This window comes from Tessaracoccus coleopterorum (assembly GCF_011174705.1).
Taxonomy (GTDB): Bacteria; Actinomycetota; Actinomycetes; order Propionibacteriales; family Propionibacteriaceae; genus Arachnia; species Arachnia coleopterorum.
This window is the reverse complement of record NZ_JAANIJ010000001.1, coordinates 858,629-885,580: the sequence shown is the minus strand read 5'-3', so window position 1 is coordinate 885,580 and position 26,952 is coordinate 858,629. Positions and strand designations below refer to the sequence as shown.

The window sequence follows — 26,952 nt, the reverse complement described above, 5'->3', positions numbered from 1 at the left end:
CCTTCCGATGCTCGCCGGGGTGCTTGCGCGGCGCGGACTGGAGAGTCCGCTGATCTGCTCCAACATCAACAGGATCGGGTTCCGGATGTCCGGCGGCATGGACGCGTACCGGAAGGCGCTGGAGACCCACGACTTCCGGGCCGTGGCGATGTCCGTCTTCGCGTCCGGCGCCATCCCGCCCGACGAGGCCATCTCCTGGGTGTGCGAGCAGCCGAACATCGAGGCCATCGTGTTCGGCGCCTCGTCGCGCAGGAACATCCGCAGCACGCGCGAACTGGTCGACAGGTACTGGGTGGACCGATGACCACTACGGTCCTGATCGCCAACCCGGGGCCGACCTGTACGGCTCCGACCGGATGGCGCTCGAGAGCGCACGCGCGCTGGTGGACGCTGGTTTCCGGGTTGTGGTGACCGTCCCGGGCCCGGGCCCTCATCCGGGAGATGACCCATGTGGGGCGACGGTCATCGAACTGCCGGTTCCCGTGGTGCGCCGGGGGCTGCTCTCCCCAGGGACTTGTCCAGTTGGTTGGGGAGTCGTTGGCGGGTTGGGGCCGATGTGGCGCCTCGTGAGGAAGGTCTCGCCCGCGGTGATCCTGGTCAACACGGTCACCGCGCCGTTGTGGTTCGTACTGGCCCGCGTCGCCCGGCGGCGGGTCGTGTGCCACGTGCACGAGGCTGAGGCCATGACCTCACGCGTCCTCCGGGCGGCGCTCTATCGACCCCTGATGCTCTGCCAGCGGGTGGTGGCCAACTCGCGGGTGACGCTCGACGTCCTGCGTGGGGCGGCGCCCTCGGTTGCGCGACGCACGAGTGTGGTCCACAACGCGGTGGTGGGCCCACCCGCCCTCGCCCCGGCCCGTGTCGTTCCGGCGCCACCGGCCCGGGTGCTCTACGTGGGCCGGCTCTCCCACAGGAAGGGGCCACACGTGGTGCTGGAGGCGGCGCGGATCCTCTCCGAACGTGGGCGCGACGTCTCGGTGGACCTCGTGGGTGCGGTCTTTCCGGGTAACGAGGGCTACGAGTCGACCCTGAGACAGCAGGTCGCGGAGTCCGGCCTCGACGGGAAGGTCCGCTTCCACGGATTCCAGGCCGACGTCTGGGGCTTCCTGGAGGATGCGGACCTGGTCATCGTCCCCTCCGTGCTGGACGAGTCGTTCGGCAACACCGCGGTGGAGGCAGCGCTCAGCGCCAGGCCGCTGATTGTGAGCGGGATCCGGGGCTGATGGAGGCGACCGAGTCGGTCACGAGCCGCATCGTGGTGCCGCCAGGTGACGCGACGGCCGTCGCCGATGGGATCGTGAGCATCCTGGACGACTGGGCGGAGTACACGTCCCGCGCGGCCGGAGATGCGACGCGGGTGGCAGAGCTCTACTCGCGGCGGCGCTACCGCAGCGACCTGGTTGAGGCGTTGGGTCTGAGCGAACCGTGAGTCAGCGCGCCAGGTCGGCGTCCAACGCGCGGAGTCGACGCATCCACACGGGCAGCACGAGCAGCGTGTAGCCGGCGTTCGCGACGGCGAGGAACAGGTAGACCCAGGCGAACACGCCGGGCCAGGCCAGCAGGAGGAACGAGACGGCGAGGATGCCGTAGTCGGTCGGCAGCTTGAGCAGGGAGGCCAGCGTCGAGCCCCGCGGGCCGCCGCATGCGGCCGGCCGAGGCGCAGGCCTGCGATGCGGGTCAGCAACTCCGTGAGGAGGAAACCGAAGAAGTGCACCACATAGACGGCGGCGAACAGCAGCGGCACGAGGTACCACCATTGCGCCAGGTCGGTGAAGCGGTACATGCCGATCAGCACCGCCAGGTGCAGCGTCGCGATCTTGAACGAGTCGATGACGTGGTCCAGCCACTCGCCGGTCAGGCTGCCCCGCCCCGGAGCCGCGCCAGCTGCCCGTCCGCGGCGTCCAACGCGTAACCGAGCACCAGCGCCGACGTGACCGTCAGAGCGGCAACCGGTCCGGGTGGCAGCAGTGCGATCAACGCGATCCCGGTGAGGGTGAAGAACGCGCTGACCAGCGTCACCTGATCTGGTTTGAGACCGGCCTGATGGGCGGCGGCGGCCAGCAGGCGGCCGAGGGACGGTTGATGAGCACGGAGTAGATCGGGGCGCCTGAGTTGGACTTCTGCGCCGATCGGAGGCGCGCGAAATCCTCCGAGAAGCTGGTTGTCGTGGCTCGATCAGGCATGGCGGCCCTCCCCTCTTTGCCCGAAACTGTAGCCACTTTTCGGGCTGCGGGCCAGGGAACCTGAACGTGGGGAGCGTCGCCCGACGGGTTCCGAAAAACTAGTGACAGTCGTTGTACGGCCGGGTTATGCTCCGGCCACGAGAGACCCGAACCGTGTCCTGGTGACGTGGGGAGGGAGCCGGTGGTGTAGTCGCCACCACTCGTATTCTTCGGGGGAGAATGCACATGGGTTTCAGCCATCGCCACGTGGTGGCCGTCATCGCCGTCCTGGTGTTGAGCGGCTGCACGACCGCGTCGGGGAACGGGACAGCGCCGTCGACGCCGATGCCCGGCACGTCACAGACAGGGGTCCCGACAGGTTCACCTGAACCGGCCCCGGCCACCACGCCTCCGACGGCGACGCCGTCCGCGCCTGCGCCTGCTCCTTCCGGGGAGGCTCCGCCGACGAAGGTGTCGGTGGACCCGACACCGTTGCCGAAGGTGCAGCGCTCCGGCGGAGCCTCGAAGCCGACCGCCACCGCTGAGCCGGCGGACACGACCGACAAGGTGGTCTACAGCGACGGCGTGACCCTGCGCATCTCCGGCATCGAGTTCGGTGAGGAGACCAAGGAGGGTCCCGGTCGGTTTCCAGGCAGGCAGTACGCGATCCTGGCGCTCGAGATAGTCAACAGCGGTGCGGAACCCATCAACCTCGACACCACGGTCGTCACGGTGCTCGACAAGAACGACCAGCTGGTCGCTCCGGTCTATGTCGAGGAGGCCGACGTCTCCGACTTCTCCGGACAGGTCGCCGCGGGTGGGTCCAACACCGCGCGCTACGCATTCGCGGTTCCCAAGGCCTCACGCTCGCAGGTCACCGTGGTTGTCGACTTCGACAACGTGCACACTTCAGCAGTGTTCAGCGGCGAGTTGAACTGACATGGCAACGGGAGTCGGGGTCTCCTGAGATCACGGGCAGTGGGTGCGGCGGTCGCGCAGGTGTGGCAGGCGGTCGGCAACTTCGGCCTGCAGATCATCGCAGCCTGGACGCTCGGCGCGGCGGGTCTCGGCCTGATCAGCCTCTCGCTCGGCGTGATCATCCTGGCGACCGCGCTTGCCAGCGGGATGGTCGGCGATTCGCTCGTGATCCTCCGCCGCGAAGACCCGCGGGTCCGGGGGCCCTGCAGGGTTGGGCCATCATCCTCGGGCTGGCCAGCGCGGTCGTGGCCGGGGTGGCGATGGCCGCGACCCTGCTGTCACCGCTGCAGGCGCTGCTGTTCGCGGGTGCGCTCGTGGCATTCCAGTTCGAGGAACTGCTCCGCCGGGTGTTCATGGGCGTCATGCAGTTCTGGCGGCTCGTCGTGGTCGACTCGGTCGCTGTCGTCGGAGCGCTCGGCAGCCTGCTGCTGGTGGCGGCGTTCGGCACGGTGAGCGTCGAGGCGTTCTTCGCGGCGCTCATCCTCGGCCAGGTGTGCGCGATCGTGGTCGCGGTGCTGCTCCTGCCCAGTGAGGAGCGGTGGCTGGCTCCGCTGCGGGGGCCGACCTGCGTGCCGTCGGCTCGTTCGGGCATGGCGGGGCGCCCAGGTGGCCGTCCCACAGCTCATGATGACGGCGTCGCGGGTGCTCGTGACGATGTTCGCGGGTGGGGTTGCCCTCGGTCTCGTCGAGGGTGCGCGGATCCTCGTGGCGCCCGTCCTCCTCACCGTCCAGGGCCTCGGTTCGTATCTCCTTTCGACCTACGTCCGGGACAAGGACAGCGGGGTCGTTCAGCTGCGTCGCCGCGCATGGCACGCCTCCTGCCTGATGATGGGCGCCGCCCTGCTCGTCGGGTCCGTCATCGTCGTCCTCGCCGAGCCGCTGGGCCGGTTCGTCAGCGGGCCCGACTTCTCCGTCGAACCGCTCACCGTCGCGGGCTGGGTCGCCTACGTGATCGCCTCCGCCTCCTTCCAACCCTTCGCCAGCCTCGCCGCGGTGAAGGGCGCCCCTCGCCGGGTGTTCGCCTGCCGCGTCATCGACGCGACCTTCGCGATCACCCTTCTCATCACCGTCCTCGCGACCGGGCAACCGGCCGCGTGGACGCCGTTCGTGCTCGCTGCAGGTCTCGTGGTGGGTGGCGTTCTGGTGCGGGCAGCGGTGCTCGCTCCGTTGACCAAGGAATCGCCCGCGCGTCGGGCGACCGAACTGAGGATCGGCCATGCGTAAGAACTCTTCGCCCGCGCGGCGACACCTGACCAGTCTCCTGGCCTCTCTGCTCGTAGCGGTCTCAGGTCTCGGCGCACTTGTTGTGCCGCAGGCCGCCGAGGCCGCGACGCTGCCCGACGATGCGCCCACGGTGAGCGCCGAGGCGCTGCCGACCTGGCAGCTGGACGGCGTGGTGTGGAGCACCGTCGTGGTGGGCAACACCGCCTACGTCACCGGTGAGTTCTCCAAGGCGCGCCCCCGGGAACGGCGGTGGGCAGCCCACAGTCGGTCGACGCGAAGAACATCTTCGCCTTCGACGTACGCACCGGAAACCCGGTCACGTTCAACCACTCGCTGAACGGCCAGGGCCTGATCATCCGCGCCAACGAGGCGGGCACGCGGCTCTACGTGGGTGGCGACTTCACGACGGTCGACAACGTCGCGCGTGGACACATCGCCGCGTTCGACCTCACGCAGGCGGGAGCGCCCCTGACGGCGTTCAATGCCCGCACCGACGGGCAGGTCAGGGCGTTCGCGTTGATCGACCAGAAGGTGTACGCGGGCGGCAACTTCCGCTCGTCGAACGGCCTGCCCCGTCAGCTGCTCGCCGCCTACGCGGCCGAGACGGGAAACCTCCTCACCTGGGCCCCGGACGGCGGCGACAGCGGCTACGTGTGGACGATGGTCGCCGCGCCCGACAAGTCACGGGTCATCGCTGGCGGCTCCTTCTCCACGCTCAACGGGGTCAGCGCCTACGGAATGGGCTCCCTGGATGCGCAGACCGGCGCGACCCTGCCGTGGGCGGCGAACCAGCGGCTCCGCGCCGCAGGTGCCAACGGCGCGATCAACGGCCTCTCCACCGACGGCACGGCCATCTACGGCTCCGGCTACGCATTCGGCTCCGGTGCAACCTTCGAGGGAACGTTCTCCGCCGACCCCACCACCGGGGACGTCACCTGGATGAACGACTGCCTCGGGGACACGTACGAGACCTTCCCGATGGGCGGCGTGCTGTACTCCGTCGGCCACGAACACAACTGCAGCCAGGTCGACGGCTTCCCGGACACGAACCCGCGGAGCCGGTGGCAGAACGCCCTGGCGGAGCGGATCAGCCCGGTCACGGGCACCTACAGCACCACCGATGCGTACGGCTGGAACTTCATCGGCATGCCCTACACCGGCATCCAGCAGTGGTACCCGACGCTGGCATTCGGCAGCTACACCTCCGCCGGCCAGGCGGCCTGGACCATCGGCGGCAACGGTGACTACCTGGTCCTCGCGGGCGAGTTCCCGCGGGTCAACGGCAAGGACCAGCAGGCCCTCGCCCGGTTCCCGAAGCGCGGCGTCGGCCCCACCGCCAAGCCGGTGATCGCGGGCAGCGCAACGCCCACGCCGATGCCGATCGGTGACGGCAAGGTCCGGGTCGTCTTCAACGCGATGTACGACAGGGACGACGCCAACCTCACCTACGACGTCTACCGCACCAACAGCGCCACCCGGGTCGCGACCATCTCCCGTCAGGGGGCGACCTTCTGGAGCACCCCGACGCTGACCTTCGTCGACTCCGGGCTGACGGCCGGGACGCAGGTCCGCTACCAGATCCGTGGGCGCGACGCCGACGGGAACGCGCAGTGGTCCGCATGGTCCGGATACGTCACCGTCACGGCGGGCGGTCCTCCACCTTCGCCGACGGCGTCGCTGCACTCGGCGCGAGCCACCACTGGCGCCTCGGCGAGGCATCCGGCTCGACCCTGCTCGTCGACTCCGTCGGCGACGCCCACGGCACCTTCTCCGGCACGACGCTCGGTGTCTCGGGCGCCGTCAACGGCGAGTCCGATTCCGCGGCCACGCTGACGCGGACCGGGCAGGTCCTGACCTCCACCGAGGACACGGTCGACCAGGCCGTCACCGTGGAGGCGTGGGTGCGCACCTCGAGCACCCGGGGAGGTCGGATCATCGGCATGGGCAGCCAGCCTGCCGGCAACTCCACCACGACCGACTCGGTGCTCTATCTGGACAACTCGGGCAGGCCGAACTTCACCGTCACCGACCCGGCCCGCCGCACCGTCACGGCGCGCAACGCGATCCGCGACAACCAGTGGCACCACGTCGTGGGTGTCGCCGGCGCCGACGGCCTGCAGATCTTCGTCGACGGCGTCCGCGTGGCCCGCGACCAGAGCGTCCGGGCCTCCGGCTTCACCGGGTTCTGGCGGATCGGCTCCGACATCACCACCGGCTTCGCGAACCGACCGAGCGACACGGGCCTCGCGGGCACCATCGACGAGGTCGCCGTCTACCCGCGTGCGCTGACACTGGCAGAGATCCAGGGCCGCTTCCAGGCGAGTGGGCGGGTGGGTGGTTGGGGCACCCGGGCGAGCGACGGCTACGGCACCGCCGTGCTCGCGGATGCGCCCGACCTGCTCTGGCGCCTCGGCGAGACGTCGGGCAGCGTCCTCGACTCGTCAGGCTCCGGTAACACGGGCACGGTCTCGGGCACCGTCACGCGCAGGCAGGCCGGTCCGGTCCCCGGCAGCTATGCGGCCACCTTCAACGGCAGCAGCGGCATGGTGGTCGCGCAGCAGGGGTGGATGAACCCCGGCCCGTTCTCGGCGGAGATCTGGTTCAAGACCACCACCACCCGCGGCGGCAAGCTGATCGGGTTCGGCAACACGACCAGCGGGCTCAGCACCTCCACCGACCGGCACGTCTGGATGCTGAACAACGGCCGGCTGTCCTTCGGCACCTACGCCGGGGTCGAGCAGACCCTGACGTCGGCACAGAGCTACAACGACAACCAGTGGCATCACGTCGTCGCCACCCAGGGCGCTTCGGGGATGCGGCTCTACGTCGACGGTGTCGCCGTGGCCGACAACTCCAGCACAGGCGCCCAGGCCTACCTCGGGTACTGGCGCATCGGCGGCGACCGGGTCTGGGCGGGAGCGACCAGCAACTACTTCGCGGGCCAGTTGGCGGAGGCGGCGGTCTACCCGTCGGCGTTGAGCGCCGACGCCGTGCTCGCCCACTTCGTCGCGGCAGGAGGCACCGCGCCCAACCGGCCCCCGACGGCGGCGTTCACCACGACGAAGTCGTTCCTCGGCGTCGCGGTCGACGGGTCGGGGTCCGCGGACCCCGACGGCCCGCTCGCCGGCTACTCCTGGAACTTCGGCGACGGCACCACCGCCACCGGAGCCACCGCCACCCATACCTTCGCAGCCCCGGGCACCTACCAGGTGTCGCTGACCGTCACCGACCCGCAGGGTCTGAGCGACACCTCGACGGTGCCGGTCACGGTGGCCGCCAACGCCGCCCCGGTTGCGGCCTTCGACGCCGTGGTCAGCGGGCACACCGTGGCCCTCGACGCGGGGGACTCCTCCGACGGGGACGGGCAGATCACCGGGTATGCGTGGAACTTCGGCGACGGAACCACCGGGTCGGGCGTCACCACGACGCATGACTACGGCGAGGCGGGCACCTTCACGGTGAGCCTCACAGTCACCGACGATCAGGGCGCGACGCACACCACCGGCAAGTCGGTGGTCACCGTCGACGCGCCCAACAGCGCGCCGACCGCGGCCTTCCTGGCCACGACGGACCAACTCGAGGCGACCTTCGACGCGTCGGGCTCGGAGGATCCGGACGGCAGCATCGTCTCCTACGCGTGGGCGTTCGGCGACGGCTCCACCGGCACCGGGCCGAACCCGGGCCACACCTACGCGCAGGCCGGCACCTATCAGGTGAGCCTCACGGTCACCGACAACCGCGGGGCACCGACACCCTCACCAAGGCGGTGCAGGTGACGGTCGCCCCGGCGGCGATCGCGGCCGATGCCTTCGGCCGCACCCAGACCGGTGCGTGGGGGACCGCCGACGTCGGAGGTGCCTGGACCATCGTCAACGGCGCGGTCCGGTTCTCCGTCGCGGACGGCAAGGGCAGGATGACCCTGGTCAACCCGGGCAGCGGCGTCACGGCGCGGCTCGACGGCGTCAGCGTCAGCGACGCCGACCTCACCTTCGACGTCTCCATGGACAAGGGCGCCACCGGAAGCGGCAACTACGTCAGCGCCATCGGACGTAACGTCCCCGGCGCGGGGTTCTACAGCGCGAAGCTCCGGGTGCTCAACACCGATGCGGTCCAGCTCATCCTGCTGAGGACCATGGGCACCACCGAGACCAACATCTCCAGCATCGTGATGCCCGGCTTCAGCTACACCGCGGGGAGACGCTGCGGGTCCGGTTGCAGGTCACCGGCACCGGCACCACGGCGCTGCGCCTCAAGGTCTGGAGCGGAGCCACCGAGCCGACCGACTGGACCCTGACCGCGACCGACACCACGGCTGCGCTCCAGAGCGCGGGCGGCATCGGCCTCGGAACGTACCTCTCCGGATCGAGCACCAACGCTCCGATCGTGTTCTCGTTCGACAACCTGGCGCTCTCACAGGCCTGAGAAAAGGAAACCGGCATCATGCGAACCAGTAACCGGGCCAGACGCGGCGCCGCGCTCGTCTCCGCCCTTGCCCTCCTGACCACCGGGTTGGCCACCGCCACCCCGCGCAGGCGGCCCCGGCGGCACTCCAGCCGCAGCCCGCGACCAGCTTCACCGCCGATGCGCTGCCCACCGCGCAGATCAACGGCGTCGTGTGGTCGACAGACATGGCAGGTAACAAGGTCTACGCCGGCGGCTCCTTCACCCGTGCCAGGCCGGCCGGGGCGGCGGCGGGCACGAACGAGACGGTCCGCAACAACTTCCTCGCGTTCGACATCACCACCGGCAACCTCGATACCGGCTTCGCGCCCAACCTCAACGGCCAGGTCCTCGACGTCGCGGTCACCCCGGACAAGTCGAGGGTCTACGTCGTCGGCGACTTCACGACGGCCGACGGTCAGGCCCGACGCAGGGTGGCGGCCTACAGCACGAGTACCGGGCAGCTGATCGCCTCCTTCAACCCCGTCGGGGTCAACTCCCGGGCCCGCGCGGTCACCGCTACCAACGACACCGTCTACGTCGGTGGTGGGTTCGCGGGGCAGGCAACACCTCGCGCACCAACCTTGCGGCATTCCGGGCATCCGACGGGGCGCTTCTCCCGTGGAACCCGACCGCTGAGAGGGCCATCTGGGCCCTCGCGATCAGCCCGGACGGTGCCAACGTGTTCGCGGCCGGCCAGTTCACCACGATCAACGGGCAGCCCGCCTACGGGCTCGCCAAGATCAACGCCTCGAGCGGTGCCCTCGACCCCAGCTGGGCGCCCATCGTCCGCAACGGTGGCGACGACGCGGCCGTCGGCAACCTGAGGGCACAGGGCAACTACCTGTACGGCACGACGTGGCACTTCGGGCCGGGCGGAAACCTCGAGGGAACCTTCAAGGTGCCGATGTCGAGCGGTGCGGTGGACTGGGTGACCGACTGCCACGGCGACGCCTACGACGCCATCGAGCTGCAGGGCACCGTCTACGTCGCCACCCACGCCCACTACTGCGGCAACATGGGCGGCGGGCATCCGCAGTACTCCAGCTGGAGATTCCAACACGCGCAGGCGTGGAGCGACACGGTCACCGATGAGATCCTCAACGAGGTCCACGGCTACCCCAACTGGCACGGTCGGGCCCAGGGCCCCGCGATGATCAACTGGCTGCCAACGCTCGCGATGGGCAGCTACACGGGCCAGTACCAGGCGGGCTGGAGCCTGACCGGCAACGACAACTTCCTCGTCTTCGCGGGCGAGTTCCCACGCGTGAACGGCACCGCCCAGCAGGGGCTGGTGCGCTTCGGCAAGAGGCCGGTGGCACCCGGCAGGCAGGGGCCCGCCTTCGACGGTGGGGTGTTCCGACCCGAGGCGATTGCGCGCGGTGCAGGCACGGCGCGGGTCACCTGGCAGGCCGGCTACGACCGTGACGACCTGAACCTCACCTACCGCCTCTACCGGGGTGGAACCCTCATCGACACGCAGACGGCGGCCTCCAACTGGTGGACGCTTCCCGCGCTCGGCTTCGTCGACAGCGGTCTCTCGGCGGGAAGCACCTATCAGTACCGGGTCACCGTCTCCGACCCCGGCGGCAACACAGTGTCGTCGTCCACGGTGAGCTACACGCACTCCAACGCCGCCTCCCCGAACGCGTACGCGCAGTCGGTCTCGGCGGCCGGGGCGAGCCTCTACTGGCCGCTCAACGACACCCGCAGCGGCAACCCGATGACCATCCGGGACGGGGCAGGCTTCAACGATGCCGTCGCCGACACCGATGTCACAAGCGGGCAGGCCGGGGCCATCAGCGGCGACGCGGGCATGACCTTCGGCAGCGCACAGCCCGCAGAGGCATGGGCCGCGCCTACGCCAAGGGCACGCAGTACGCGCCCGACACGTTCTCGGTGCAGGCGTGGATCAGGACGAACTCGACCCAGGGTGGCCGCATCGTCGGATTCGGCGACCTGCAGACGGGCAACTCCGGCCACCACGACAGGCACCTGTACATGACAAACGACGGCCGCGTCGTGTTCGGCGTGCGGGCCCGTGACGGCTCCAACCGCACGGTCGCGAGCGGCGCGTCCTTCAACGACAACGACTGGCACATGGTCACCGCGACCATGGGTTCCCGGGCATGGAGCTCTACGTGGACGGCGTGCGCGTCGCCCGGCGGGCAGACACGACCCAGGGCGAGACCTACCTGGGCTACTGGCGCCTGCAGGGTGACACCCTCGGCGGCTGGGCCTCGCGCCCGGCTCGGGACAACTTCGCCGGGGCATCGACGAGGTCGCCGTCTACCCGACGGCCCTCACCCAGGACACGATCATCGCCCAGTACGCGGCGAGCGGTCGCACAGCGGCGATCCCGCAGCCCCGACCGACGCCTACGGCGCCGCGGTCTACACCGACGACCCGGACCTGTTCTGGCGCCTCGAGGAGACGGGCGGCACCACCGCGAACGACTCGGGCAGGTCGCTGAACCCCGGCACGTACCGCAGCGGCGTGACCCTCGGCGCCACGGGCATGCGGGCGGGCACGCGGGCAGCCCAGTTCGACGGCGTGGATGACGTGATCTTCTCAAACGCGCAGTTCTCGAACCCCACCGAGTTCTCGACCGAGGCGTGGTTCAAGACGACCACGACATCCGGCGGCAAGATCGTCGGCTTCGGGAACGCGCAGCAGGGCCAGTCCTCCAACTACGACCGGCACGTCTACATGCTCGACGACGGGCGCGTCGTGTTCGGTGTCTGGACCGGCCAGAGCAACACCATCGAGACGTCGACGCCGTACAACGACGGCGAGTGGCACCACGTGGTGGCCACCCAGTCGGGTGCGGGCATGCGGCTCTATGTCGACGGCGATCTGCAGGGCTCGAACCCGCAGACCGAGGCCCAGTCCTATGACGGTTACTGGCGCGTCGGCGGCGACAGCCGTTGGGGCGGCTCCAGCGACTACTTCAACGGTGTCATCGACGATGTCGCCGTCTACAGCAGCGCGTTGTCCGCGGCTCGGGTGTCTGCACACTTCGGGGCCGCAGGCGGCTCGGTGAACCAGCTCCCGACCGCGGAGTTCGTGTCGGCGAAGCAGGACCGGCGGGTCACCTTCTCCGGCACCGGCACCGACATCGACGGCACCATCGAGTCGTACGCATGGGACTTCGGCGACGGTCAGTCCTCGGCAGGGCAGAACCCCGTCCACGTCTACACCGCCAACGGCACGTTCACCGTGAAGCTGACGGTCACGGACAACCGGGGTGGCACGGGCACCGCGACGCACACCGTGTCGGTCAGCGCGGCCGGTCTCCCGACCGACTCCTACGGCGCCGCGGTCATCGCCGACGGCCCGCGGATCTACTGGCGACTCGGGGAGAGCGGCGGGACGGTCGCCAACGATTCGGGCGGTGGCCACAGCAACGGCGAGATCGTCGGCTCCCCGACGCTCGGTCGGCCCGGCGCGATCCAGAACCCGGACACCGCGGCCCAGTTCGGAGGCGACGGCCAGTACGTGACCTCGTCCGACTCGTTTGTGAGCCCGCAGGTCTACACCAACGAGGCCTGGTTCAGGACGACATCGACGACCGGCGGCAAGGTGATGGGCTTCGGCTGCACCTACCAGAGTCCGTCGAACTGCTACGACCGGCACATCTATCTGCAGCCCGACGGCAAGGTGGTGTTCGGCACCTACACCGGAGTCTCCAACACCATCACCACCGACGCCGCCTACAACGACGGCCAGTGGCACCACGTGGTGGCGACCCAGTCCTCGGCTGGGCTCCGGCTCTACCTCGACGGTGAACTCGCGGGAACACACTCCGCGACCGCGGCCGAGGGATACACCGGATACCTGCACGTGGGCGGCGACAACACCTGGGGTTCCGACCCCTGGTTCGACGGCGACATCGACGAGGTGGCCTTCTACCTCACCGCCCTGACCCCGCAGCGGGTGGCGGCCCACTACACGGCGGGGATGCCGCAGCCGAACCAGCCCCCGTCGCCGACTTCACCGTCACGAAGAACCTGCTCGCCATCGATGTCGACGCGGGCGGTTCCTCCGACCCCGACGGCACGATCGCCAGCTACGCCTGGAACTTCGGTGACGGAACCACCGGTTCGGGGCCGACCGCGTCACATACGTACGCGACCGGAGGCACCTACAGCGTCATCCTCACCGTCACCGACAACGAGGGCCTGAGCAGGCAGAAGACCGAGTCGGTCACCGTCCAGGCCGCCAACATCGGCCCGACGGCCGCGTTCACGGCGACGCTCACAGACCGCGTCGTCGCCGTCGACGGCGGTGACTCCGAGGATCAGGACGGCAGCATCGTCTCCTACGCCTGGGACTTCGGGGACGGCGCATCCGGATCCGGGGCCCAGACCAGCCACACCTACACGTCGGCCGGGACCTTCCAGATCGTCCTGACCGTGACCGACGACCGCGGCGCAACCGACACGGCCACCGAGTCGGTCACAGTGGCCGCGCCCACCGTCATCGCCTCGGACGCCTTCGCGCGCACCGTCGCCAACGACTGGGGCACCGCGGACGTCGGAGGGGCATGGACGAGGAGCGGGAGCGCGTCCAACTTCGCCGTCGCGCCCGGCAAGGCCACCATCAACATGGCAGCCGGAAGCGGGCCGTCGGCCTACCTGAACGGCGTGTCCGCCAGGGACGTGGACCTCACCACGACGCTCAGCTACGACAAGCCCGGCTCCGGTGGAGGCGCCTACACCTCGTTCATCGTCCGCAGGAACGGGACGTCCGACTACCGGACCACCATCCGCATGACGGCGACGGTCGTGACCGTCGACCTGCGCAGGAAGGTCGCGGGAACCGAGGCCATCCTCGGCCAGACGACCCTCACGGGCGGCGCGCTGGCGGCCAACCAGGTGCTGAACGTCAGGCTGCAGGCGGTCGGGGCGAACGCCACGACGCTGCGGGTCAAGGTCTGGCGGGCGGGCACGGCGGAGCCTGCCGCCTGGATGCTGTCCTTCAGTGACTCCGGCGCGGGGCTGCAGCAGGCCGGCTCGGTCGGTGTCTACAGCTACCTGTCCGGCTCGGCGACCAACGGGCCGATCAAGGCTCAGATCGGGTCCTTCACGGTGGAACCCGCCTAAGCCCCCAGAGAAGGCCGGGCCGGTCACCGTAGGGTGACCGGCCCGGTTCACGCGCGCGTTAGGATTGCGGCACGCGCTGTCAACGCGCGATTCCGGCTCGGGGAGGGGGCGAAGTGACCCTTCAGGACCTGTTGCGGGCAGTGCGTCGCCACTGGCCCGTGCTGGTCGGCGCCGTGCTGCTCGGGGTTCTCGTGGCGGGTGTCGTGGTGGTCGCGACCCCGAAGACGTATACCGCGACCGCGACCGTCGCCCTGCGCTGGATCGGCCGTCAGCCCGGGGTCGCCGAGTTGGCCAACGCGCGGTACCTGACCCGGGAGGCCGAGACAGTCGCGCTCCTCGTCGAACGCGCGGACGTCCTCCAGACCACGGCCGACCTCCTCGATGAGCCACGGTCACCGAGTTGGTTGGAGGGACGGATCGAGGCGACCGTGCCGCTGGACACCCAACTGGTCCGGATCAGCGGCTCGGCCGGTGGGCCGACCGAGGCGGCCGACGTGGCGAACATGGCCGCTGCCGCGGTGGTCACCTACTCGGCCAATGGGCTTCTGTCACCGAGCGTCGACACACAGGTGGTGGTCTCGGCGCGTGCGCCCGTCGCTCCGGCCCTGCCCAAGCGCGGCGCGTATCTCATGACCGGGCTCCTCATCGGCCTGGTGGTGGGCGTCGTCGGTGTGCTGATCGCCGCCCGCAGGGGAGTGCCACGGCCGGACGGGGCACCGGTTGACGCGGGGGAGGACACGCCGAAGCATGGGCGGAGCCTGAGCGACCGGCAACTGCAGAGGCTGCCCTACCTCGTGTGGGTGATTCTGATCGCAGCCTCCATCCCCTGGCGCACCGGAACCTTCTATGAGGGTGGCGCCGACCCCGTCGTCCTGGCCAAGGCCAGCCTCAGCCTCGTCGCGCTCGGGATCGGACTCTGGGCCGTCTCGCGTTCCTCCACCCTGCTGGATGTGCCCGCCGTTCCCGTCCTTCTGCTGGCCCTCTACCTCGGGGTCACGCTCGTGGGAGGGATCGCCAACCAGACGACTATGCCCTCGATGATCGTCGCCGTCCGGGTGGCGATCCTGGCGGCGACACTGTGTCTGATGGCCGGCGTGGTGCCGGCAGCCGAGCTGATGCGCAGGCTGGTGCACGTCCTGGGTGCGCTGATGTTCATGGGGGCCACCACCGGTTTCATGGCGAACCCCGGCGGCAGGCTCGGCGGCGCCATCCCGATGCTCAACCCGAACCTGTTGGCGCTGCTTGCTGTGATCGTCACGATGTGGCTGGTGGCCAAGGTGTTCATGGCACAGGAGAACCTGTGGGAGCTTGCCGTGATCGGGATCTGCCTGGTCATCATCCTGCAGACCGGGTCACGCACCGCGCTGGCCGCCCTCGGGGAGCGGTGGCCGCGATGCTGCTGCGCGTCACTGCGCTCAGGGTCCGCACCATCGCTCTGGCAGCACTCGCCCTGCCGCTGCTGACGCTGGTCGCGCTCGGCACCGACCTGTTGTCGTCGGTGTTCACCCGCGGAGGCACGGAGTCTGTCTCGGGGTTCAGCAACCGTTCGATCGCCTGGGAGGCGGCCGCCAACCTGGATCGTGACGGTTGGGGCACCTGGTTCGGGCAGGGGCTTGCACAGAAGGAGATCAGCGTCCCCGGCCAGTGGTGGGACACCCAGATGCTTGACAGCTCCTGGGTGTCCGCACTGGTGCAGGGTGGCTACCTCGGTGTCGCGATCGTCGCCCTGCTGACGCTGATGGTGCTGGTCAGGGCCCTGTTCGCGCCGCGCTCCATGGGGCCCGTCTGGCTAGGCCTTGCCCTCTACCTCGCCGTCGGCGGGTTCCTCGAGAGCGGACTGTTCGATGGGACGGTCCAGTTCATGGTGTTCCTGGTGGTGTCCCTGACGGTCTTCGGGGCGCGGCGCGGTGGGGGTCACCAGCGGCCGAGCACCTTGGAGCCGGCGGGTCGGCCGATGGCGGAGGCGACGTCGGCCGGCAGCGCCTCAGCAATGGTGGCCTGATCGGCCTTGACGCTGGAGACGAGGTTGAGGTTGGAGTCGACGATCGAGGTGCCGACGAACTCCCTGCCCTTCTTCTCCTGACCCGTGGTGGCCTGCAGCGAGGCCAACGACGAGAACACGTACGGGTTCACGTTGACGTCGGCCCGCGACCAGATCGCGATCCACTGAGGCTGCGAGGCTGACGTGCGGGAGTAGACGTTCGAGTTCGCGGAGATCTTCATCTGCTCGGCGCTGTTCTTGAAGCTGTAGTCCTCGACGCACAGCAGGCAGTTCGCGGCGCTGGTGGAGTTGGCGATCACGTTGTTGCGGACCGTCACCGGGCCGAGCGTCCAGGGCATCGTGGGGTCCGGGAAGGGCCTGCGGGGATCGACGGCCTGGTCGTTCTTGTTGGTGTTGCGCCGCGTGTCCTGCACCAGATTGATGGGCCGACCGTTGCCGGAGAAGGTGTTGTTCCACACCTTCACATCGGTCGTGTTGTTGACCTGCAGGCCGAACTGCGAGTTGCCCTTGAAGGTGTTGTCACCGACGATGGCCTTGGCCGAGATCTCGAGGTACAGGCCGGTGGCGGAGTTGTCGTTGAACTCGTTCTGGCTGAACACCGAGTCGTAGACCGACAGGTCCTCCCAGAAGCCGTAGGCGTGGTTGCCGGAGAAGCTGGAACCGGTGGCCTTGACGCCGCGGGTGTGGCCGAGCTTGACGCCTCCCGCGTTCGGGGCGATGTTGAAGAACTCGTCGTTGTTCCTCGTGGTGAGCACCTTCGAGAAGGTGATGTTGTCCGCGAAGCGTCCGTGGATGCCGAGCATTCCTGCGCCGGTGACGGTCACCTGATTGAGGGTCACGTTCTCCCGCAGCACGCTGATGCCGGTGGTGGCTGCATCCTGGACGGTCACGTTCTCGAACTTCACACCCGGCTGCTCGATGGTCACCGAGGCCATGTGGAAGACCGACGGGGAGAAGCGCTTGATGCCGATACCCCGGACCACGGTGTTGGCGGCGCGCACATTCATGGCCTTGATGATGGTACTCGCCTCGACGGTCTGCCCGTTGGGGTTGTTGCCGATGTAGAGCTTGGAGGTGGCCTCATCGAGGTAGAAGGTGCCTGCCTTGACGAGTGAACGGCTCTTCACCTGCTGGAGAGGTGCACCCTCCATGAAGACCTGATCGGGGTGGGCCGCCATCGGGTAGGTGGACTTGTTCACGAACTGCCATCCCGGATCGGTCAGATCGGGCGCACCCTGCGTGTAGGTGGGTGAGCTGTCGAAACGCGTCGTCCAGCCGTCCTTACGCCAGGCGGTGCCGTCGGCGACCCATCCTGTGACGGGCGAGGCCCCGTCGAGCCAGACGGCCTCCTTCGGGTAGTTCTGCACCGTCACGGTCTTGCTGATGGTGACCGTCTCCCGGTAGGTGCCGCCTCGCACCACAACGGTGCCGCCGGTGGGGGCCAGGTTGACGCCGCGCTGGATCGTCCTGACGGGAGCGCCCAGGGTGCCGGCGGCGCTGTCATTTCCGGTGGGGGAGACGTAGATCGCGCCGGCGGGGCCGCGTAGGAGGCGGAGCCGACGGGAAGTGAACCGGGCTTGTCGGGCTTCGGATCGGGGTGGGTGTGGGATCCGGCTTGGGGGTCGGGTCCGGGGTGGGCGTCGTGGCACCGCTGATCGGGACGTGGAAGGCGACGGCTTCGCGGGTCCAGCCGGTCAGCGACCCGGAGGTGGCTGCGGTGGCGAGGCGGTGCTTGCCCGACTTGGTGTAGGTGTAGACCGGCTGGGTGCGGCCGCTCTGGGCGCTCGCCAGGGCGTAGAACCGGACGCCCTGGTCGGTGTAGCCGTTGGCGACGGCCGACTTGTAGGCCGTGGTGCCCACGAGCACGTCGTTGAAGTCGGCCGAGGACGACTTGTAGAGGCGGTGCACCGCGGTGAGGCCGGTCTTCGGTGACGTCGACGCCTTGAAAACGGTGCCGAGATTGGTCGTGTAGCCGTACTGCGAGGCCGAGGAGGCCTCATCGGCCCAGGGGTCACGATGCTGATGTCGGTCTTGGGGTTGACCACCTGGAAGATCGGGTTGGTCATTGTGTCGACCGGGTCGGCGGCGTTTGCCACCGGCGCCATGGTCAACAGGAGGGGATGGTCACGGCTACGCCGAGGCTCGCCCGCATGAAGGTACGCACTGCTGAAAGCTCTCCTGATGGTTCCGGGCCGCCCCCCGGGGGCCCTCGGCCCCGGGCGAACCGGTGGGCCTGTTGTGGATGACACACATACCTTAAAACATGAGAGGAACCTGAAGCAATTTCAGGAAGCGTTCAGGATGTGATTGCGCAGGCGCAACGAGCGCTCCGTGGAACGGAAAAACCGCGCCCGGTCCGAATGGACCGGGCGCGGCAGCTGGCGCTTTGAGGGTCAGCGGGTGAAGTCGAAGCCGGTGGTGGTGGTTTCGGCGACGAGGGTTTCGTTGGTGCGGGGTGCGTAGACCCAGTTCTTGACGGTTCCGTTGGCGACGTTGATGGTCACGAGGCGCACGGGGTTGGTGGTGCGGCTGTGGTAGGTCTGCACCATGCTGATGATCTTGTTCCCGTTGTTGCCGGTGTCGGTGCGGGTTGCTGCGCTGCCGACGTGGCCGGAGACGACCATCTTGATGTTGGGGTAGACCTTGATGAGGGTGTCGAAGAGGTGCTTGGGTGAGGTGGCGCCGTAGCCGCCGTTGCTGGTGCTGATGGAGCCGTCACCGTTGAGGTAGGAGTGGGTGGAGACGATCACGTTGTGGTCGGGGTTGGCTGCGACGACCTTTTTGGCCCAGTCGATGGCGCCCTGGCGGGGCCAGAGTTCGAGGTTGAGGACCATCCACTTCTGGCCGCCGGCGGTGAAGGTGCTGTAGGTGTTGTCGACCTTGCCTGCTTCGTAGGCGCCCTTGGTGCTGGTGAAGGTGGTCAGGGGAAGGCCTTGTTGAAGGCGGTGGTGTCGCGGACGGCGACGTTGGTGCTGATTCCGGGCAGGCGGAGCCGCCCTGGCAGACGGCGCCGGTGTCGTGGTTGCCGAGGGTGAGGGAGTAGGGGACCTTGCCCTTGAGGGGCGCGAGGCCCTTCTGGGCGCGGGTGTACTGCTCGGGTGCGACGTTGCCCCAGTCGACGACGTCGCCGACGTGGGTGACGTACTTGAGGTTCAGCTTGGCTGCGTTGTTGACGAGCCAGGCGGAGCGTTCTGCGAATCGGGTGTCGGAGTCGTTCCAGGTTTCCTGCTGGGTGTCCGGGATCACTGCGACGGTGAAGGATTCGTTGGCTGCCGAGGTGGGCGGCGGCGTCGGCGTCGGCTTGGGCGTGGGCGTGGGCGTGGGCGTCGGCTTGGGCGTGGGCGTGGGCGTGGGCGTCGGCTTGGGCGTGGGCGTGGGCGTCGGCTTCGGGGTGGGCGTCGTGGCGCCGCTGATCGGGACGTGGAAGGCGACGGCTTCGCGGGTCCAGCCGGTCAGCGACCCGGAGGTGGCTGCGGTGGCGAGGCGGTGCTTGCCCGACTTGGTGTAGGTGTAGACCGGCTGGGTGCGGCCGCTCTGGGCGCTCGCCAGGGCGTAGAACCGGACGCCCTGGTCGGTGTAGCCGTTGGCGACGGCCGACTTGTAGGCCGTGGTGCCCACGAGCACGTCGTTGAAGTCGGCCGAGGACGACTTGTAGAGGCGGTGGACCGCGGTGAGGCCGGTCTTCGGTGACGTCGACGCCTTGAACAGGATGCCCATGTCGGAGGTGTAACCGTACTTGGATGACGACGACACTTCGCTGGCCCAGGGGTCACGATGCTGATGTCGGTCTTGGGGTTGACCACCTGGAAGATCGGGTTGGTCATTGTGTCGACCGGGTCGGCGGCGTTTGCCACCGGCGCCATGGTCAACAGGAGGGGGATGGTCACGGCTACGCCGAGGCTCGCCCGCATGAAGGTACGCACTGCTGAAAGCTCTCCTGATGGTTCCGGGCCGCCCCCCGGGGCCCTCGGCCCCGGCGAACCGGTGGGCCTGTTGTGGATGACACACATACCTTAAAACATGAGAGGAACCTGAAGCAATTTCAGGAAGCGTTCAGGATGATGTGAGCATCGCCACTGAGCGAGGGAGCCTAGCTGGGAGAAGCCTGAGAACGGGCGCGTCGTGCGGCCACCCGTGAGCCCACGGTGTGCCAGGCGAGGGCCGCCAGAAGACCGATCGCGAGGCCCACCGCCGCACCCATCCCGTAGAAGAGGGTCGGCTTCGGTGAGGATGGCGAACTCGGGAGTTCGGCGTCCACTGCGGTGGAGACGACCACGGGGGACTCGCCTCCGATTGTCTCGATGGTGCTGATGAAGGCGGCCAGGTGGAGCGCGGCGGAATCGGCCAACTGCTTGGCCTCCTCCGGGGTGCCGCCCTCAGCCGTGATGTTGATGAGCGGGGTGTCGGTCGGGTTGCCGGCGTGCAGTTGCGCGCGCAGCCGGGTGTCGGTGAACTCCTCACCGAGGTCTCCCCGTACCCCCTCGAGGACCGGCGTGCTGTAGATGAGGGCGGGGTAGGACTTCGCCCTTGCCACCGCATACTGCGCGGCGATGTAGTTGGCTCCGCTGGTCCGGCCGGGAATCCCTTTGACCAGTTGGGTGGCCGTGGCCGTGTAGGTGGGCGCGGTGTAGTTGAGCGCGATCGCGGCAAGCCCGAGTCCGAGGCCCACTCCGAGCACCAGCATCCACCAGTACCGCAGGAGGAGCCCCACGAGTTGTCCTGCCCGGAACTCCGCCATGGCACCCCGTTCTCTCGGCCGGGCCCGGATGGGCGGCGTCGCTGACAAGGATATATCCAACAGTGGAGTACGTCGGGTGAGGTTGGCGGAACCGGTTGCCTGAGGGTCAGCGGGTGAAGTCGAAGCCGGTGGTGGTGGTTTCGGCGACGAGGGTTTCGTTGGTGCGGGGTGCGTAGACCCAGTTCTTGACGGTTCCGTTGGCGACGTTGATGGTCACGAGGCGCACGGGGTTGGTGGTGCGGCTGTGGTAGGTCTGCACCATGCTGATGATCTTGTTCCCGTTGTTGCCGGTGTCGGTGCGGGTTGCTGCGCTGCCGACGTGGCCGGAGACGACCATCTTGATGTTGGGGTAGACCTTGATGAGGGTGTCGAAGAGGTGCTTGGGTGAGGTGGCGCCGTAGCCGCCGTTGCTGGTGCTGATGGAGCCGTCACCGTTGAGGTAGGAGTGGGTGGAGACGATCACGTTGTGGTCGGGGTTGGCTGCGACGACCTTTTTGGCCCAGTCGATGGCGCCCTGGCGGGCCAGAGTTCGAGGTTGAGGACCATCCACTTCTGGCCGCCGGCGGTGAAGGTGCTGTAGGTGTTGTCGACCTTGCCTGCTTCGTAGGCGCCCTTGGTGCTGGTGAAGGTGGTCAGGGGAAGGCCTTGTTGAAGGCGGTGGTGTCGCGGACGGCGACGTTGGTGCTGATTCCGGGGCAGGCGGAGCCGCCCTGGCAGACGGCGCCGGTGTCGTGGTTGCCGAGGGTGAGGGAGTAGGGGACCTTGCCCTTGAGGGGCGCGAGGCCCTTCTGGGCGCGGGTGTACTGCTCGGGTGCGACGTTGCCCCAGTCGACGACGTCGCCGACGTGGGTGACGTACTTGAGGTTCAGCTTGGCTGCGTTGTTGACGAGCCAGGCGGAGCGTTCTGCGAATCGGGTGTCGGAGTCGTTCCAGGTTTCCTGCTGGGTGTCCGGGATCACTGCGACGGTGAAGGATTCGTTGGCTGCCGAGGTGGGCGGCGGCGGGCCGGTGGCGGGTCGACCCGCTCCGGTACCGATATGAAAGGCGGCGGAGGCCTGCACGTCCCATCCGGCGCCCAGCAGTGCGTCGCGCTCGGCGTCACCGACGGCCAGTTCGGTCCTCGGGCCGAGCCCGAGGCGCGCCACGGGCTCGGTACAGGGCAGGGGGCCGGCCGAAGCGTAGAACTGCAGGAACTGTGCCCGGTAGCCCATGGCCTCCGCCGCCTGCAGGTCCGCGCCCTCCGCCGCCCATGTGAAGTCGCCCGACCCGGGGCTGTAGAGGCGCCAGACGCCCAGCCTCCCGGGCCCCGCCTCTGACGACACGGTCATGCGCGTCGGGTCGACCACGTCGAACCCGCGCTCGACCGCGCTGCGGATCTCGCGACCGAACTGCGTCAGCAGCGTCGCCCCCGTGTCCGGATCCCGCAGCGCCGCCAGGGAGACGGTGAAGTCGGAGCAGTCCGGACCCGCGGCGGAGGCGGAGGGAGGTGCCACGGGCGCTGCGGTCACCACGACGAGCAGGAGGGCGGGTGCCATCGTGCGGATTGTCCTCAAGATGTCCACCTCCCTGGCTCGCATCGCCGGATCCACCCGGCGCCGGAGGGCTCAGGTCGGGTCGATCTCAAACATGTGTTCGACGAGGCGGGTCTCCGCATCCGGCGGGAGGAACCCGGTCGCCTTGATCCGGGTGAGGTCCAGCAGGCTGTGCTGTGGCCGTGGGCGGTGAGCCTTCCCGGGTTGTAGTCCGAGGTGGTCACCTCGTGTACATCTTCTGGCGGGCGGCCGCACAGTTCGAAGACCCGTCGTGCGATGTCGGCCCAGCTCTGCGGGAGCCCGTCGTTGGTCAGATTGTAGGTTCCCGGGGCGGCGTTGGATACGAGATGGATGATCCCGGCCGCGAGATCACGCGCGAAGGTGAGTCTGCCGATCTGGTCGCCCACCACGTTGGGGCTCACCCCTCCCCGGGCGAGGCGTTGCATCGTGGCCACGAAGTTGCCGCCCTCGCCGATCACCCAGCTGGTGCGCACGATCCAGTGTCGCGGCAGGGTCGCCACCAGCGCCTCGCCGGCGGCCTTCGTCTGTCCGTACACGCCCAGCGGGGTGAGGGTTCATCCTCGTGGTGGACCTCCCGCGTGCCGTCGAAGACATAGTCGGATGACACCTGCACCATGGCGATGCCGTGTTCCCGGGCGCGTTCGACGAGGCGGGCGAGGCCGGTCACGTTGACCGCCCAGCAGTCGCGTCGCCCCTCGGGTGTCTCGGCCCGTCGACGTCGGTGTGGGCGGCGGCGTTGATGATGAGGCCGACCTGTGACCAGTCGACGGCGTCGATGGAGCGGTCGTCGCTGAGATCGAAGCCGGGACGGGCCAGTCCCGTCGCATCGGGCAGCGCGGTCATCAACGCCCTGCCGAGCTGACCGGTTGCGCCGACCACCACGGTCGCGCGGGGCGCCATCGGGGTGACGTCGGCCAGCCTGGGGTGGAGGCGGTCGGCCTCCGAGATCTCGGCCCGGCCCAGCGGGATGGGCCAGGGCAGCGCGATCGACTCGTCGGCGACGTTGACATAGGTGTAGCTGTCTCGGGCCGCGGCGCTCCAGTGCCGGTTGACGAGATAGGAGTAGAGCGTCCCGTCGCGCAGGGCCTGATACCCGTTCGCCACTCCGCGGGGACGTAGACGGCCTTCTCCGGGCCGAACTCCAGAAAGAACGGCACCCCGAACCCGGGCCCGGGCGCAGATCGACCCAGGCGCCGAAGATGCGTCCGTCGGCCAGCGAGACCAACTTGTCCCACGGCTCCGCGTGCATGCCGCGCGTGCTTCCCGCGGAGGCGTTGAAGGCGACGTTGTGCTGCACCGGCCCGAAGTCGGGCAGGCCGAGCCCGGTCATCTTCTCCCGCTGCCAGTTCTCCTTGAACCATCCCCGCGCATCGCCGTGGATCGGAAGATCGAGCACAAGCAGGCCGGGGATCGGGGTCGCGTGGACCGCGAGGTCGTGTCCCATCAGTGGCCGGTCCTGGCGTACTTCGCTTCCGTCGCCGCCTTCATGGGACGCCACCAGGACTCGTTGTCCCGGTACCAGTCCACGGTGGCGGCCAGACCCTCCGCGAAGTTGCCGTAGCGCGGGCGCCACCCCAGTTCCTCACGGAGGCGGGAGGCGTCGATGGCGTAACGCAGATCGTGACCGGGGCGGTCGGTCACGTGGTCGTACGCGTCGGCGGGCTGCCCCATGATCGTGAGAATCAACTCGATCACCGACTTGTTGTCCATCTCGCCGTCGGCGCCGATCAGGTAGGTCTCGCCGATCCGGCCGCGGTCGATGATCTCGAGCACCGCCGCGTTGTGATCCTCGACGTGGATCCAGTCGCGCACGTTCAGGCCCGCCCCGTAGAGCCGCGGACGGATACCGTCGATGAGGTTGGTCACCTGGCGTGGGATGAACTTCTCCACATGCTGGTAGGGGCCGTAGTTGTTCGAGCAGTTGCTGATCGTGGCACGGACGCCGAAGCTGCGCACCCAGGCCCGCACGAGCAGATCCGAGCCCGCCTTCGACGCGGAGTAGGGGCTCGACGGGTTGTACGGGGTCGTCTCGGTGAACCGGGCGGGATCGTCCAACTCGAGGTCCCCGTACACCTCGTCGGTCGAAACGTGGTGGTAGCGCTTCCCGTGCCTGCGGACCGCCTCCAGCAGTTCGAAGGTGCCGACCAGGTTGGTCCGGATGAAAGGTGACGGGTCGTTCAACGAGTTGTCGTTGTGGGACTCCGCCGCAAAGTGGACGACCACGTCGTGCGCGGCCACCAGGGCGTCCACGGCCCCGGCATCGCAGATCGACCCGTGCACGAACCGGAACCGGCCCTCCGGGAGCCCCTCGAGGGAGGACACCTGGCCCGCGTAGGTGAGGGCGTCCAGAACGGTGACCGAGTGATCGGTCTCGCGGAGCACATGACGGACGAAGTTGCTGCCGATGAAACCGGCGCCTCCGGTGACGAGTAGCGACGACATGGTGAGGAGTCTAGACGTAGGCAACCGGACCCGGCATGCCCGACGTCCTTTCAATTGTGAGAGACTCACGCATGCGCGGAATCATTCTCGCCGGCGGGTCCGGCACCCGACTCCATCCGATCACGCTCGGCAGCAGCAAGCAGTTGGTGCCGGTATACGACAAGCCGATGATCTACTACCCTCTGTCGACGCTGATCTTTGCGGGCATTTCCGAGGTTCTCGTGATCAATACCCCGCATGAGCAGGAGGCATTCCAGCGCCTTCTCGGGATGGTTCCCAGTTCGGGATCTCGATCTCCTATGCCGTCCAGCCGGAGCCGAAGGGGCTGGCCCAGGCGTTCACGATCGGCGCGGAGTTCGTAGCCGGAGGGCCGTGCGGCCTCGTGCTGGGCGACAACATCTTCTACGGACAGGGCCTCGGCACCCAACTCCAGAATCACGCGGACGTCGAGGGCGCGGTGATCTTCGGATACCAGGTCGCGGACCCGACCGCCTACGGTGTCGTCGAACTCGATGATCGCGGATTTGCGGTTTCCATTGAAGAGAAACCAGCACAGCCGAAGTCGCACCTTGCCGTTCCCGGTCTCTATTTCTACGACGATCAGGTCGGCGATATCGCCGCGAATCTCCAGCCCTCGGCCCGCGGCGAGTACGAGATAACCGATGTCAACCGCGTCTACCTCGAGGCAGGCGCCCTCCGCGTCTCGGTGCTTCCGCGCGGCACCGCGTGGCTGGACACCGGAACCTTCGATTCGCTCAACGACGCGAGCAACTTCGTGCGCACCATCCAGGCCCGGCAGGGCCTGCAGGTCGGTTCACCCGAGGAAGCAGCGTGGCGGATGGGATTCCTGTCCGACGAGGCCCTCGCTGAACGCGCCGGTGCACTCGCCAAGTCCGGTTACGGCACCTATCTGTCCTCGCTGCTCACCTGATGTGGAGCATGGTCGGCGTCAGACGCGTCCCCCGACGGCCGGCATGGTGAAGGTGGCGAGGCAGCGTCGCGGGCCGACCTCCAGGGACTCCGTCGTCAACTCGGATCCGGTGGCGTCCAGGTAGCCGTCGAGGAAGCCCTTGTGGATCGCGCACACCAGCGGCAACTGCTCGTCGGTGACGGCACCGCGGAACGGGCAGCGCGTAAAGGTGATGCTGGAATCCTCGTGGCTCGTCCCGAAGCCGCGTTCACCGAGATGCATCGCGAGCGTGCCGAGGTCCTGATCCACCGGGTCCTCCTGCGAGGCGACGGACGCCCCCAGTTGTGGCCCGCCTGCCGGGCGATGGAGATCGAGTCGGCGGTCGGCTGGATGAAGGAGGAGATCAGCACCTGCACCAGCTCGGTCAGGTGGAGGTTCCCGATGGTCGGTGCAGAACTGGTCGCCGTGAATACGAGCGGCGGACGCCCCTGCGAGCCGGTCGCATTGATGGCACGCTCCGCGAAGCCCGCCTCGACCAGCGCGTCGAGGTGGAACCTCGCCGAGTTCTTGTGCAGGTCCAGCTCGTTGGCGACGTCGATGACCGACCGGGGCTCGGTTGCTGCCTGGAGATACGCGAGCACACGGGCGCGCGTGGGCCCCAAGCCGTGTGGGGTACTCATAGCGTTCATTGTGGCACCGGCCGATCGGAGGGCTTACCCCGGGGCAGGTCACTCGGGGTAGGGTTGACGCCATGCAGTTTACCCAACTGGTTGATACATTCGGGCGGGTCGCCACCGATCTGCGCGTTTCGTTGACCGATCGGTGCAACCTGCGCTGCAGCTACTGCATGCCCGCGGAGGGCCTTTCGTGGCTCCCGACCGATGAGGTCCTCAGCGACGACGAGGTGGGGCGCGTGGTGCGGGTAGCCGTCGAGCGGCTCGGCGTGACCCGGATCAGGTTCACCGGGGGAGAGCCGCTGCTCCGCCCCCGGCTCGAGTCGATCGTGGCCGGCGCCGCCGCCTTGCGCGGACCGGCGGGCAGACCCGAACTCGCGCTCACCACCAACGCGCTCGGCCTGGACAAACGCATTGACGCCCTCGCGGCGGCCGGTCTCGACCGCGTCAACATCTCCCTCGACTCGCTCGACCCGGTGCGCTACGCACGGCTCGCCCGTCGCGACCGGCTGGGCGACGTGCTGAAGAGCATCGAGGCCGTCGACCGGGTCGGCCTGCGACCACTGAAGATCAACTCGGTGATCATGCGCGGCGAGAACGAGCAGGACATCGTCCCGCTCGCTCAGTTCTGCCTGGCCCGGGGCTACGAACTGCGCTTCATCGAGCAGATGCCACTCGGCCCGCGTGGTGAGTGGGACCGGAGCCGGATGGTCACCGCGGCCGA

The 26,952-nt window shown here is 68.5% G+C and carries 28 protein-coding genes and 6 pseudogenes; 18 read left to right on the top strand and 16 right to left on the bottom strand.

The window, feature by feature from the left end; genetic code table 11:
- The first annotated feature begins 7 nt into the window (after positions 1 to 7).
- The 3 genes from G7085_RS05565 to G7085_RS05555 are packed head-to-tail and all read left to right on the top strand — an operon-like array spanning position 8 to position 1,429.
- A complete protein-coding gene (locus tag G7085_RS05565; protein WP_197510217.1) occupies positions 8 to 304 on the top strand; it encodes a hypothetical protein in 297 nt (98 codons plus the stop codon).
- A 52-nt stretch (positions 305 to 356) separates the two neighbouring features.
- Positions 357 to 1,223: a glycosyltransferase gene (locus G7085_RS05560; RefSeq protein WP_197510216.1), complete on the top strand. Its 867-nt coding sequence runs from the start codon at positions 357 to 359 to the stop codon at positions 1,221 to 1,223.
- A complete protein-coding gene (locus tag G7085_RS05555) occupies positions 1,223 to 1,429 on the top strand; it encodes a hypothetical protein (protein WP_197510215.1) in 207 nt (68 codons plus the stop codon). The genes G7085_RS05560 and G7085_RS05555 overlap by 1 nt, the downstream gene beginning before the upstream one ends.
- 1 nt (position 1,430) lies before the next feature.
- Here the strand turns inward: G7085_RS05555 and G7085_RS24375 are convergent, their stop codons facing one another.
- Positions 1,431 to 1,757: a hypothetical protein gene (locus G7085_RS24375; RefSeq protein WP_231979256.1), complete on the bottom strand. Its 327-nt coding sequence runs from the start codon at positions 1,755 to 1,757 to the stop codon at positions 1,431 to 1,433.
- Positions 1,758 to 1,854: 97 nt separating this feature from the next.
- Complete coding sequence (locus G7085_RS24370; RefSeq protein WP_231979255.1) at positions 1,855 to 2,019, bottom strand: hypothetical protein; 165 nt, start codon at positions 2,017 to 2,019, stop codon at positions 1,855 to 1,857.
- A gap of 389 nt (positions 2,020 to 2,408) precedes the next feature.
- Between G7085_RS24370 and G7085_RS05545 the strand changes: the two genes are divergently transcribed.
- The 13 genes and pseudogenes from G7085_RS05545 (at position 2,409) to G7085_RS05490 (ending at position 15,911) form a co-directional block, all read left to right on the top strand.
- A complete protein-coding gene (locus tag G7085_RS05545; RefSeq protein WP_197510214.1) occupies positions 2,409 to 3,101 on the top strand; it encodes a DUF4352 domain-containing protein in 693 nt (230 codons plus the stop codon).
- Between the two features lie 60 nt (positions 3,102 to 3,161).
- A complete protein-coding gene (locus G7085_RS05540) occupies positions 3,162 to 3,593 on the top strand; it encodes a hypothetical protein (RefSeq protein ID WP_197510213.1) in 432 nt (143 codons plus the stop codon).
- 153 nt (positions 3,594 to 3,746) lie between these two features.
- A complete protein-coding gene (locus G7085_RS05535; protein WP_197510212.1) occupies positions 3,747 to 4,364 on the top strand; it encodes a hypothetical protein in 618 nt (205 codons plus the stop codon).
- Entirely contained in the window at positions 4,357 to 4,701 is a 345-nt protein-coding gene (locus G7085_RS05530) for a hypothetical protein (protein ID WP_197510211.1), read from the top strand. The genes G7085_RS05535 and G7085_RS05530 overlap by 8 nt, the downstream gene beginning before the upstream one ends.
- Positions 4,614 to 6,197 (top strand): fibronectin type III domain-containing protein, encoded by a 1,584-nt coding sequence (locus tag G7085_RS34220; protein WP_408647058.1) that lies wholly within the window; start codon positions 4,614 to 4,616, stop codon positions 6,195 to 6,197. Before G7085_RS05530 ends, G7085_RS34220 begins: the two co-directional genes overlap by 88 nt.
- Positions 6,095 to 8,140, top strand: a complete 2,046-nt coding sequence (locus tag G7085_RS05525) for a PKD domain-containing protein (protein WP_408647178.1) — start codon at positions 6,095 to 6,097, stop codon at positions 8,138 to 8,140. The genes G7085_RS34220 and G7085_RS05525 overlap by 103 nt, the downstream gene beginning before the upstream one ends.
- Positions 8,137 to 8,658, top strand: coding sequence for a hypothetical protein (locus G7085_RS05520; RefSeq protein ID WP_197510209.1), 522 nt, complete (start codon positions 8,137 to 8,139; stop codon positions 8,656 to 8,658). Before G7085_RS05525 ends, G7085_RS05520 begins: the two co-directional genes overlap by 4 nt.
- Positions 8,577 to 8,786 (top strand): hypothetical protein, encoded by a 210-nt coding sequence (locus tag G7085_RS05515; RefSeq protein WP_197510208.1) that lies wholly within the window; start codon positions 8,577 to 8,579, stop codon positions 8,784 to 8,786. Before G7085_RS05520 ends, G7085_RS05515 begins: the two co-directional genes overlap by 82 nt.
- A 206-nt stretch (positions 8,787 to 8,992) precedes the next feature.
- Positions 8,993 to 9,631 (top strand): hypothetical protein, encoded by a 639-nt coding sequence (locus G7085_RS05510; RefSeq protein WP_231979254.1) that lies wholly within the window; start codon positions 8,993 to 8,995, stop codon positions 9,629 to 9,631.
- Positions 9,632 to 10,652: 1,021 nt separating this feature from the next.
- A pseudogene (locus G7085_RS05505) lies at positions 10,653 to 12,734 on the top strand (LamG-like jellyroll fold domain-containing protein); the annotation flags it as partial.
- Complete coding sequence (locus G7085_RS34215; protein WP_408647177.1) at positions 12,629 to 13,909, top strand: PKD domain-containing protein; 1,281 nt, start codon at positions 12,629 to 12,631, stop codon at positions 13,907 to 13,909. The pseudogene G7085_RS05505 and the gene G7085_RS34215, both read left to right, overlap by 106 nt.
- A 113-nt stretch (positions 13,910 to 14,022) precedes the next feature.
- Positions 14,023 to 15,372, top strand: a complete 1,350-nt coding sequence (locus G7085_RS05495) for a Wzz/FepE/Etk N-terminal domain-containing protein (RefSeq protein WP_331715490.1) — start codon at positions 14,023 to 14,025, stop codon at positions 15,370 to 15,372.
- Positions 15,303 to 15,911, top strand: a complete 609-nt coding sequence (locus tag G7085_RS05490) for a hypothetical protein (protein ID WP_197510204.1) — start codon at positions 15,303 to 15,305, stop codon at positions 15,909 to 15,911. The genes G7085_RS05495 and G7085_RS05490 overlap by 70 nt, the downstream gene beginning before the upstream one ends.
- Here the strand turns inward: G7085_RS05490 and G7085_RS05485 are convergent.
- The 12 genes and pseudogenes from G7085_RS05485 to rfbB all read right to left on the bottom strand — a co-directional run bounded on the left by G7085_RS05485 (position 15,824) and on the right by rfbB (position 24,644).
- On the bottom strand, positions 15,824 to 17,329 hold the full coding sequence (locus tag G7085_RS05485; protein ID WP_197510203.1) for a right-handed parallel beta-helix repeat-containing protein: 1,506 nt from the start codon (positions 17,327 to 17,329) through the stop codon (positions 15,824 to 15,826). The genes G7085_RS05490 and G7085_RS05485 overlap by 88 nt on opposite strands.
- Before the next feature lie 82 nt (positions 17,330 to 17,411).
- Positions 17,412 to 17,900 (bottom strand): annotated as a pseudogene (locus tag G7085_RS05480) (hypothetical protein); the annotation flags it as partial.
- Between the two features lie 404 nt (positions 17,901 to 18,304).
- The gene (locus G7085_RS05475) at positions 18,305 to 18,661 is read right to left on the bottom strand and encodes a metallophosphoesterase family protein (protein WP_197510199.1); all 357 of its coding nucleotides are present in this window, start codon (positions 18,659 to 18,661) and stop codon (positions 18,305 to 18,307) included.
- A complete protein-coding gene (locus G7085_RS29550; RefSeq protein ID WP_456300390.1) occupies positions 18,627 to 19,664 on the bottom strand; it encodes a metallophosphoesterase in 1,038 nt (345 codons plus the stop codon). The genes G7085_RS05475 and G7085_RS29550 overlap by 35 nt, the downstream gene beginning before the upstream one ends.
- Positions 19,665 to 20,001: 337 nt before the next feature.
- Complete coding sequence (locus G7085_RS05465; protein WP_197510200.1) at positions 20,002 to 20,649, bottom strand: YveK family protein; 648 nt, start codon at positions 20,647 to 20,649, stop codon at positions 20,002 to 20,004.
- A gap of 106 nt (positions 20,650 to 20,755) precedes the next feature.
- A complete protein-coding gene (locus G7085_RS05460; protein ID WP_197510199.1) occupies positions 20,756 to 21,112 on the bottom strand; it encodes a metallophosphoesterase family protein in 357 nt (118 codons plus the stop codon).
- A gap of 169 nt (positions 21,113 to 21,281) precedes the next feature.
- A complete protein-coding gene (locus G7085_RS05455) occupies positions 21,282 to 22,202 on the bottom strand; it encodes a metallophosphoesterase (protein WP_197510198.1) in 921 nt (306 codons plus the stop codon).
- Entirely contained in the window at positions 22,199 to 22,738 is a 540-nt protein-coding gene (locus G7085_RS32100) for an SDR family oxidoreductase (protein WP_331715489.1), read from the bottom strand. The genes G7085_RS05455 and G7085_RS32100 overlap by 4 nt, the downstream gene beginning before the upstream one ends.
- Positions 22,657 to 22,869: a sugar nucleotide-binding protein gene (locus tag G7085_RS32095; RefSeq protein ID WP_331715931.1), complete on the bottom strand. Its 213-nt coding sequence runs from the start codon at positions 22,867 to 22,869 to the stop codon at positions 22,657 to 22,659. Before G7085_RS32095 ends, G7085_RS32100 begins: the two co-directional genes overlap by 82 nt.
- Complete coding sequence (locus G7085_RS32090) at positions 22,866 to 23,306, bottom strand: hypothetical protein (RefSeq protein WP_331715488.1); 441 nt, start codon at positions 23,304 to 23,306, stop codon at positions 22,866 to 22,868. The genes G7085_RS32095 and G7085_RS32090 overlap by 4 nt, the downstream gene beginning before the upstream one ends.
- Positions 23,307 to 23,430: 124 nt before the next feature.
- A pseudogene (locus G7085_RS32085) lies at positions 23,431 to 23,646 on the bottom strand (dTDP-4-dehydrorhamnose 3,5-epimerase family protein); the annotation flags it as partial.
- Positions 23,646 to 24,644, bottom strand: a complete 999-nt coding sequence (rfbB, locus tag G7085_RS05445) for a dTDP-glucose 4,6-dehydratase (RefSeq protein WP_197510197.1) — start codon at positions 24,642 to 24,644, stop codon at positions 23,646 to 23,648. The gene rfbB and the pseudogene G7085_RS32085, both read right to left, overlap by 1 nt.
- Positions 24,645 to 24,679: 35 nt before the next feature.
- Here rfbB and rfbA point away from each other — a divergent pair.
- Positions 24,680 to 25,575: pseudogene (gene rfbA, locus G7085_RS05440) on the top strand (glucose-1-phosphate thymidylyltransferase RfbA).
- Between the two features lie 18 nt (positions 25,576 to 25,593).
- Here rfbA and G7085_RS24360 read toward each other — a convergent pair.
- Both G7085_RS24360 and G7085_RS34210 read right to left on the bottom strand, forming a co-directional pair.
- Positions 25,594 to 25,863: a helix-turn-helix domain-containing protein gene (locus G7085_RS24360; RefSeq protein ID WP_231979252.1), complete on the bottom strand. Its 270-nt coding sequence runs from the start codon at positions 25,861 to 25,863 to the stop codon at positions 25,594 to 25,596.
- Positions 25,864 to 26,078: 215 nt separating this feature from the next.
- Positions 26,079 to 26,234: pseudogene (locus G7085_RS34210) on the bottom strand (helix-turn-helix domain-containing protein); the annotation flags it as partial.
- 71 nt (positions 26,235 to 26,305) lie between these two features.
- Between G7085_RS34210 and G7085_RS32080 the strand changes: the two are divergent.
- A pseudogene (locus tag G7085_RS32080) lies at positions 26,306 to 26,800 on the top strand (radical SAM protein); the annotation flags it as partial.
- Positions 26,801 to 26,952: the final 152 nt, after the last annotated feature.

Coding starts and splice junctions, on each gene's coding strand:
- G7085_RS05565 (WP_197510217.1), top strand. CDS start 8: ATGCTCGCCGGGGTGCTTGCGCGGCGCGGACTGGAGAGTCCGCTGATC.
- G7085_RS05555 (WP_197510215.1), top strand. CDS start 1,223: ATGGAGGCGACCGAGTCGGTCACGAGCCGCATCGTGGTGCCGCCAGGT.
- G7085_RS05510 (WP_231979254.1), top strand. CDS start 8,993: ATGGCAGGTAACAAGGTCTACGCCGGCGGCTCCTTCACCCGTGCCAGG.
- G7085_RS05530 (WP_197510211.1), top strand. CDS start 4,357: ATGCGTAAGAACTCTTCGCCCGCGCGGCGACACCTGACCAGTCTCCTG.
- G7085_RS24375 (WP_231979256.1), bottom strand. CDS start 1,757: ATGGTGGTACCTCGTGCCGCTGCTGTTCGCCGCCGTCTATGTGGTGCA.
- G7085_RS05545 (WP_197510214.1), top strand. CDS start 2,409: ATGGGTTTCAGCCATCGCCACGTGGTGGCCGTCATCGCCGTCCTGGTG.
- G7085_RS05560 (WP_197510216.1), top strand. CDS start 357: ATGGCGCTCGAGAGCGCACGCGCGCTGGTGGACGCTGGTTTCCGGGTT.
- G7085_RS05465 (WP_197510200.1), bottom strand. CDS start 20,649: ATGGCGGAGTTCCGGGCAGGACAACTCGTGGGGCTCCTCCTGCGGTAC.
- G7085_RS05490 (WP_197510204.1), top strand. CDS start 15,303: ATGCTGCTGCGCGTCACTGCGCTCAGGGTCCGCACCATCGCTCTGGCA.
- rfbB (WP_197510197.1), bottom strand. CDS start 24,644: ATGTCGTCGCTACTCGTCACCGGAGGCGCCGGTTTCATCGGCAGCAAC.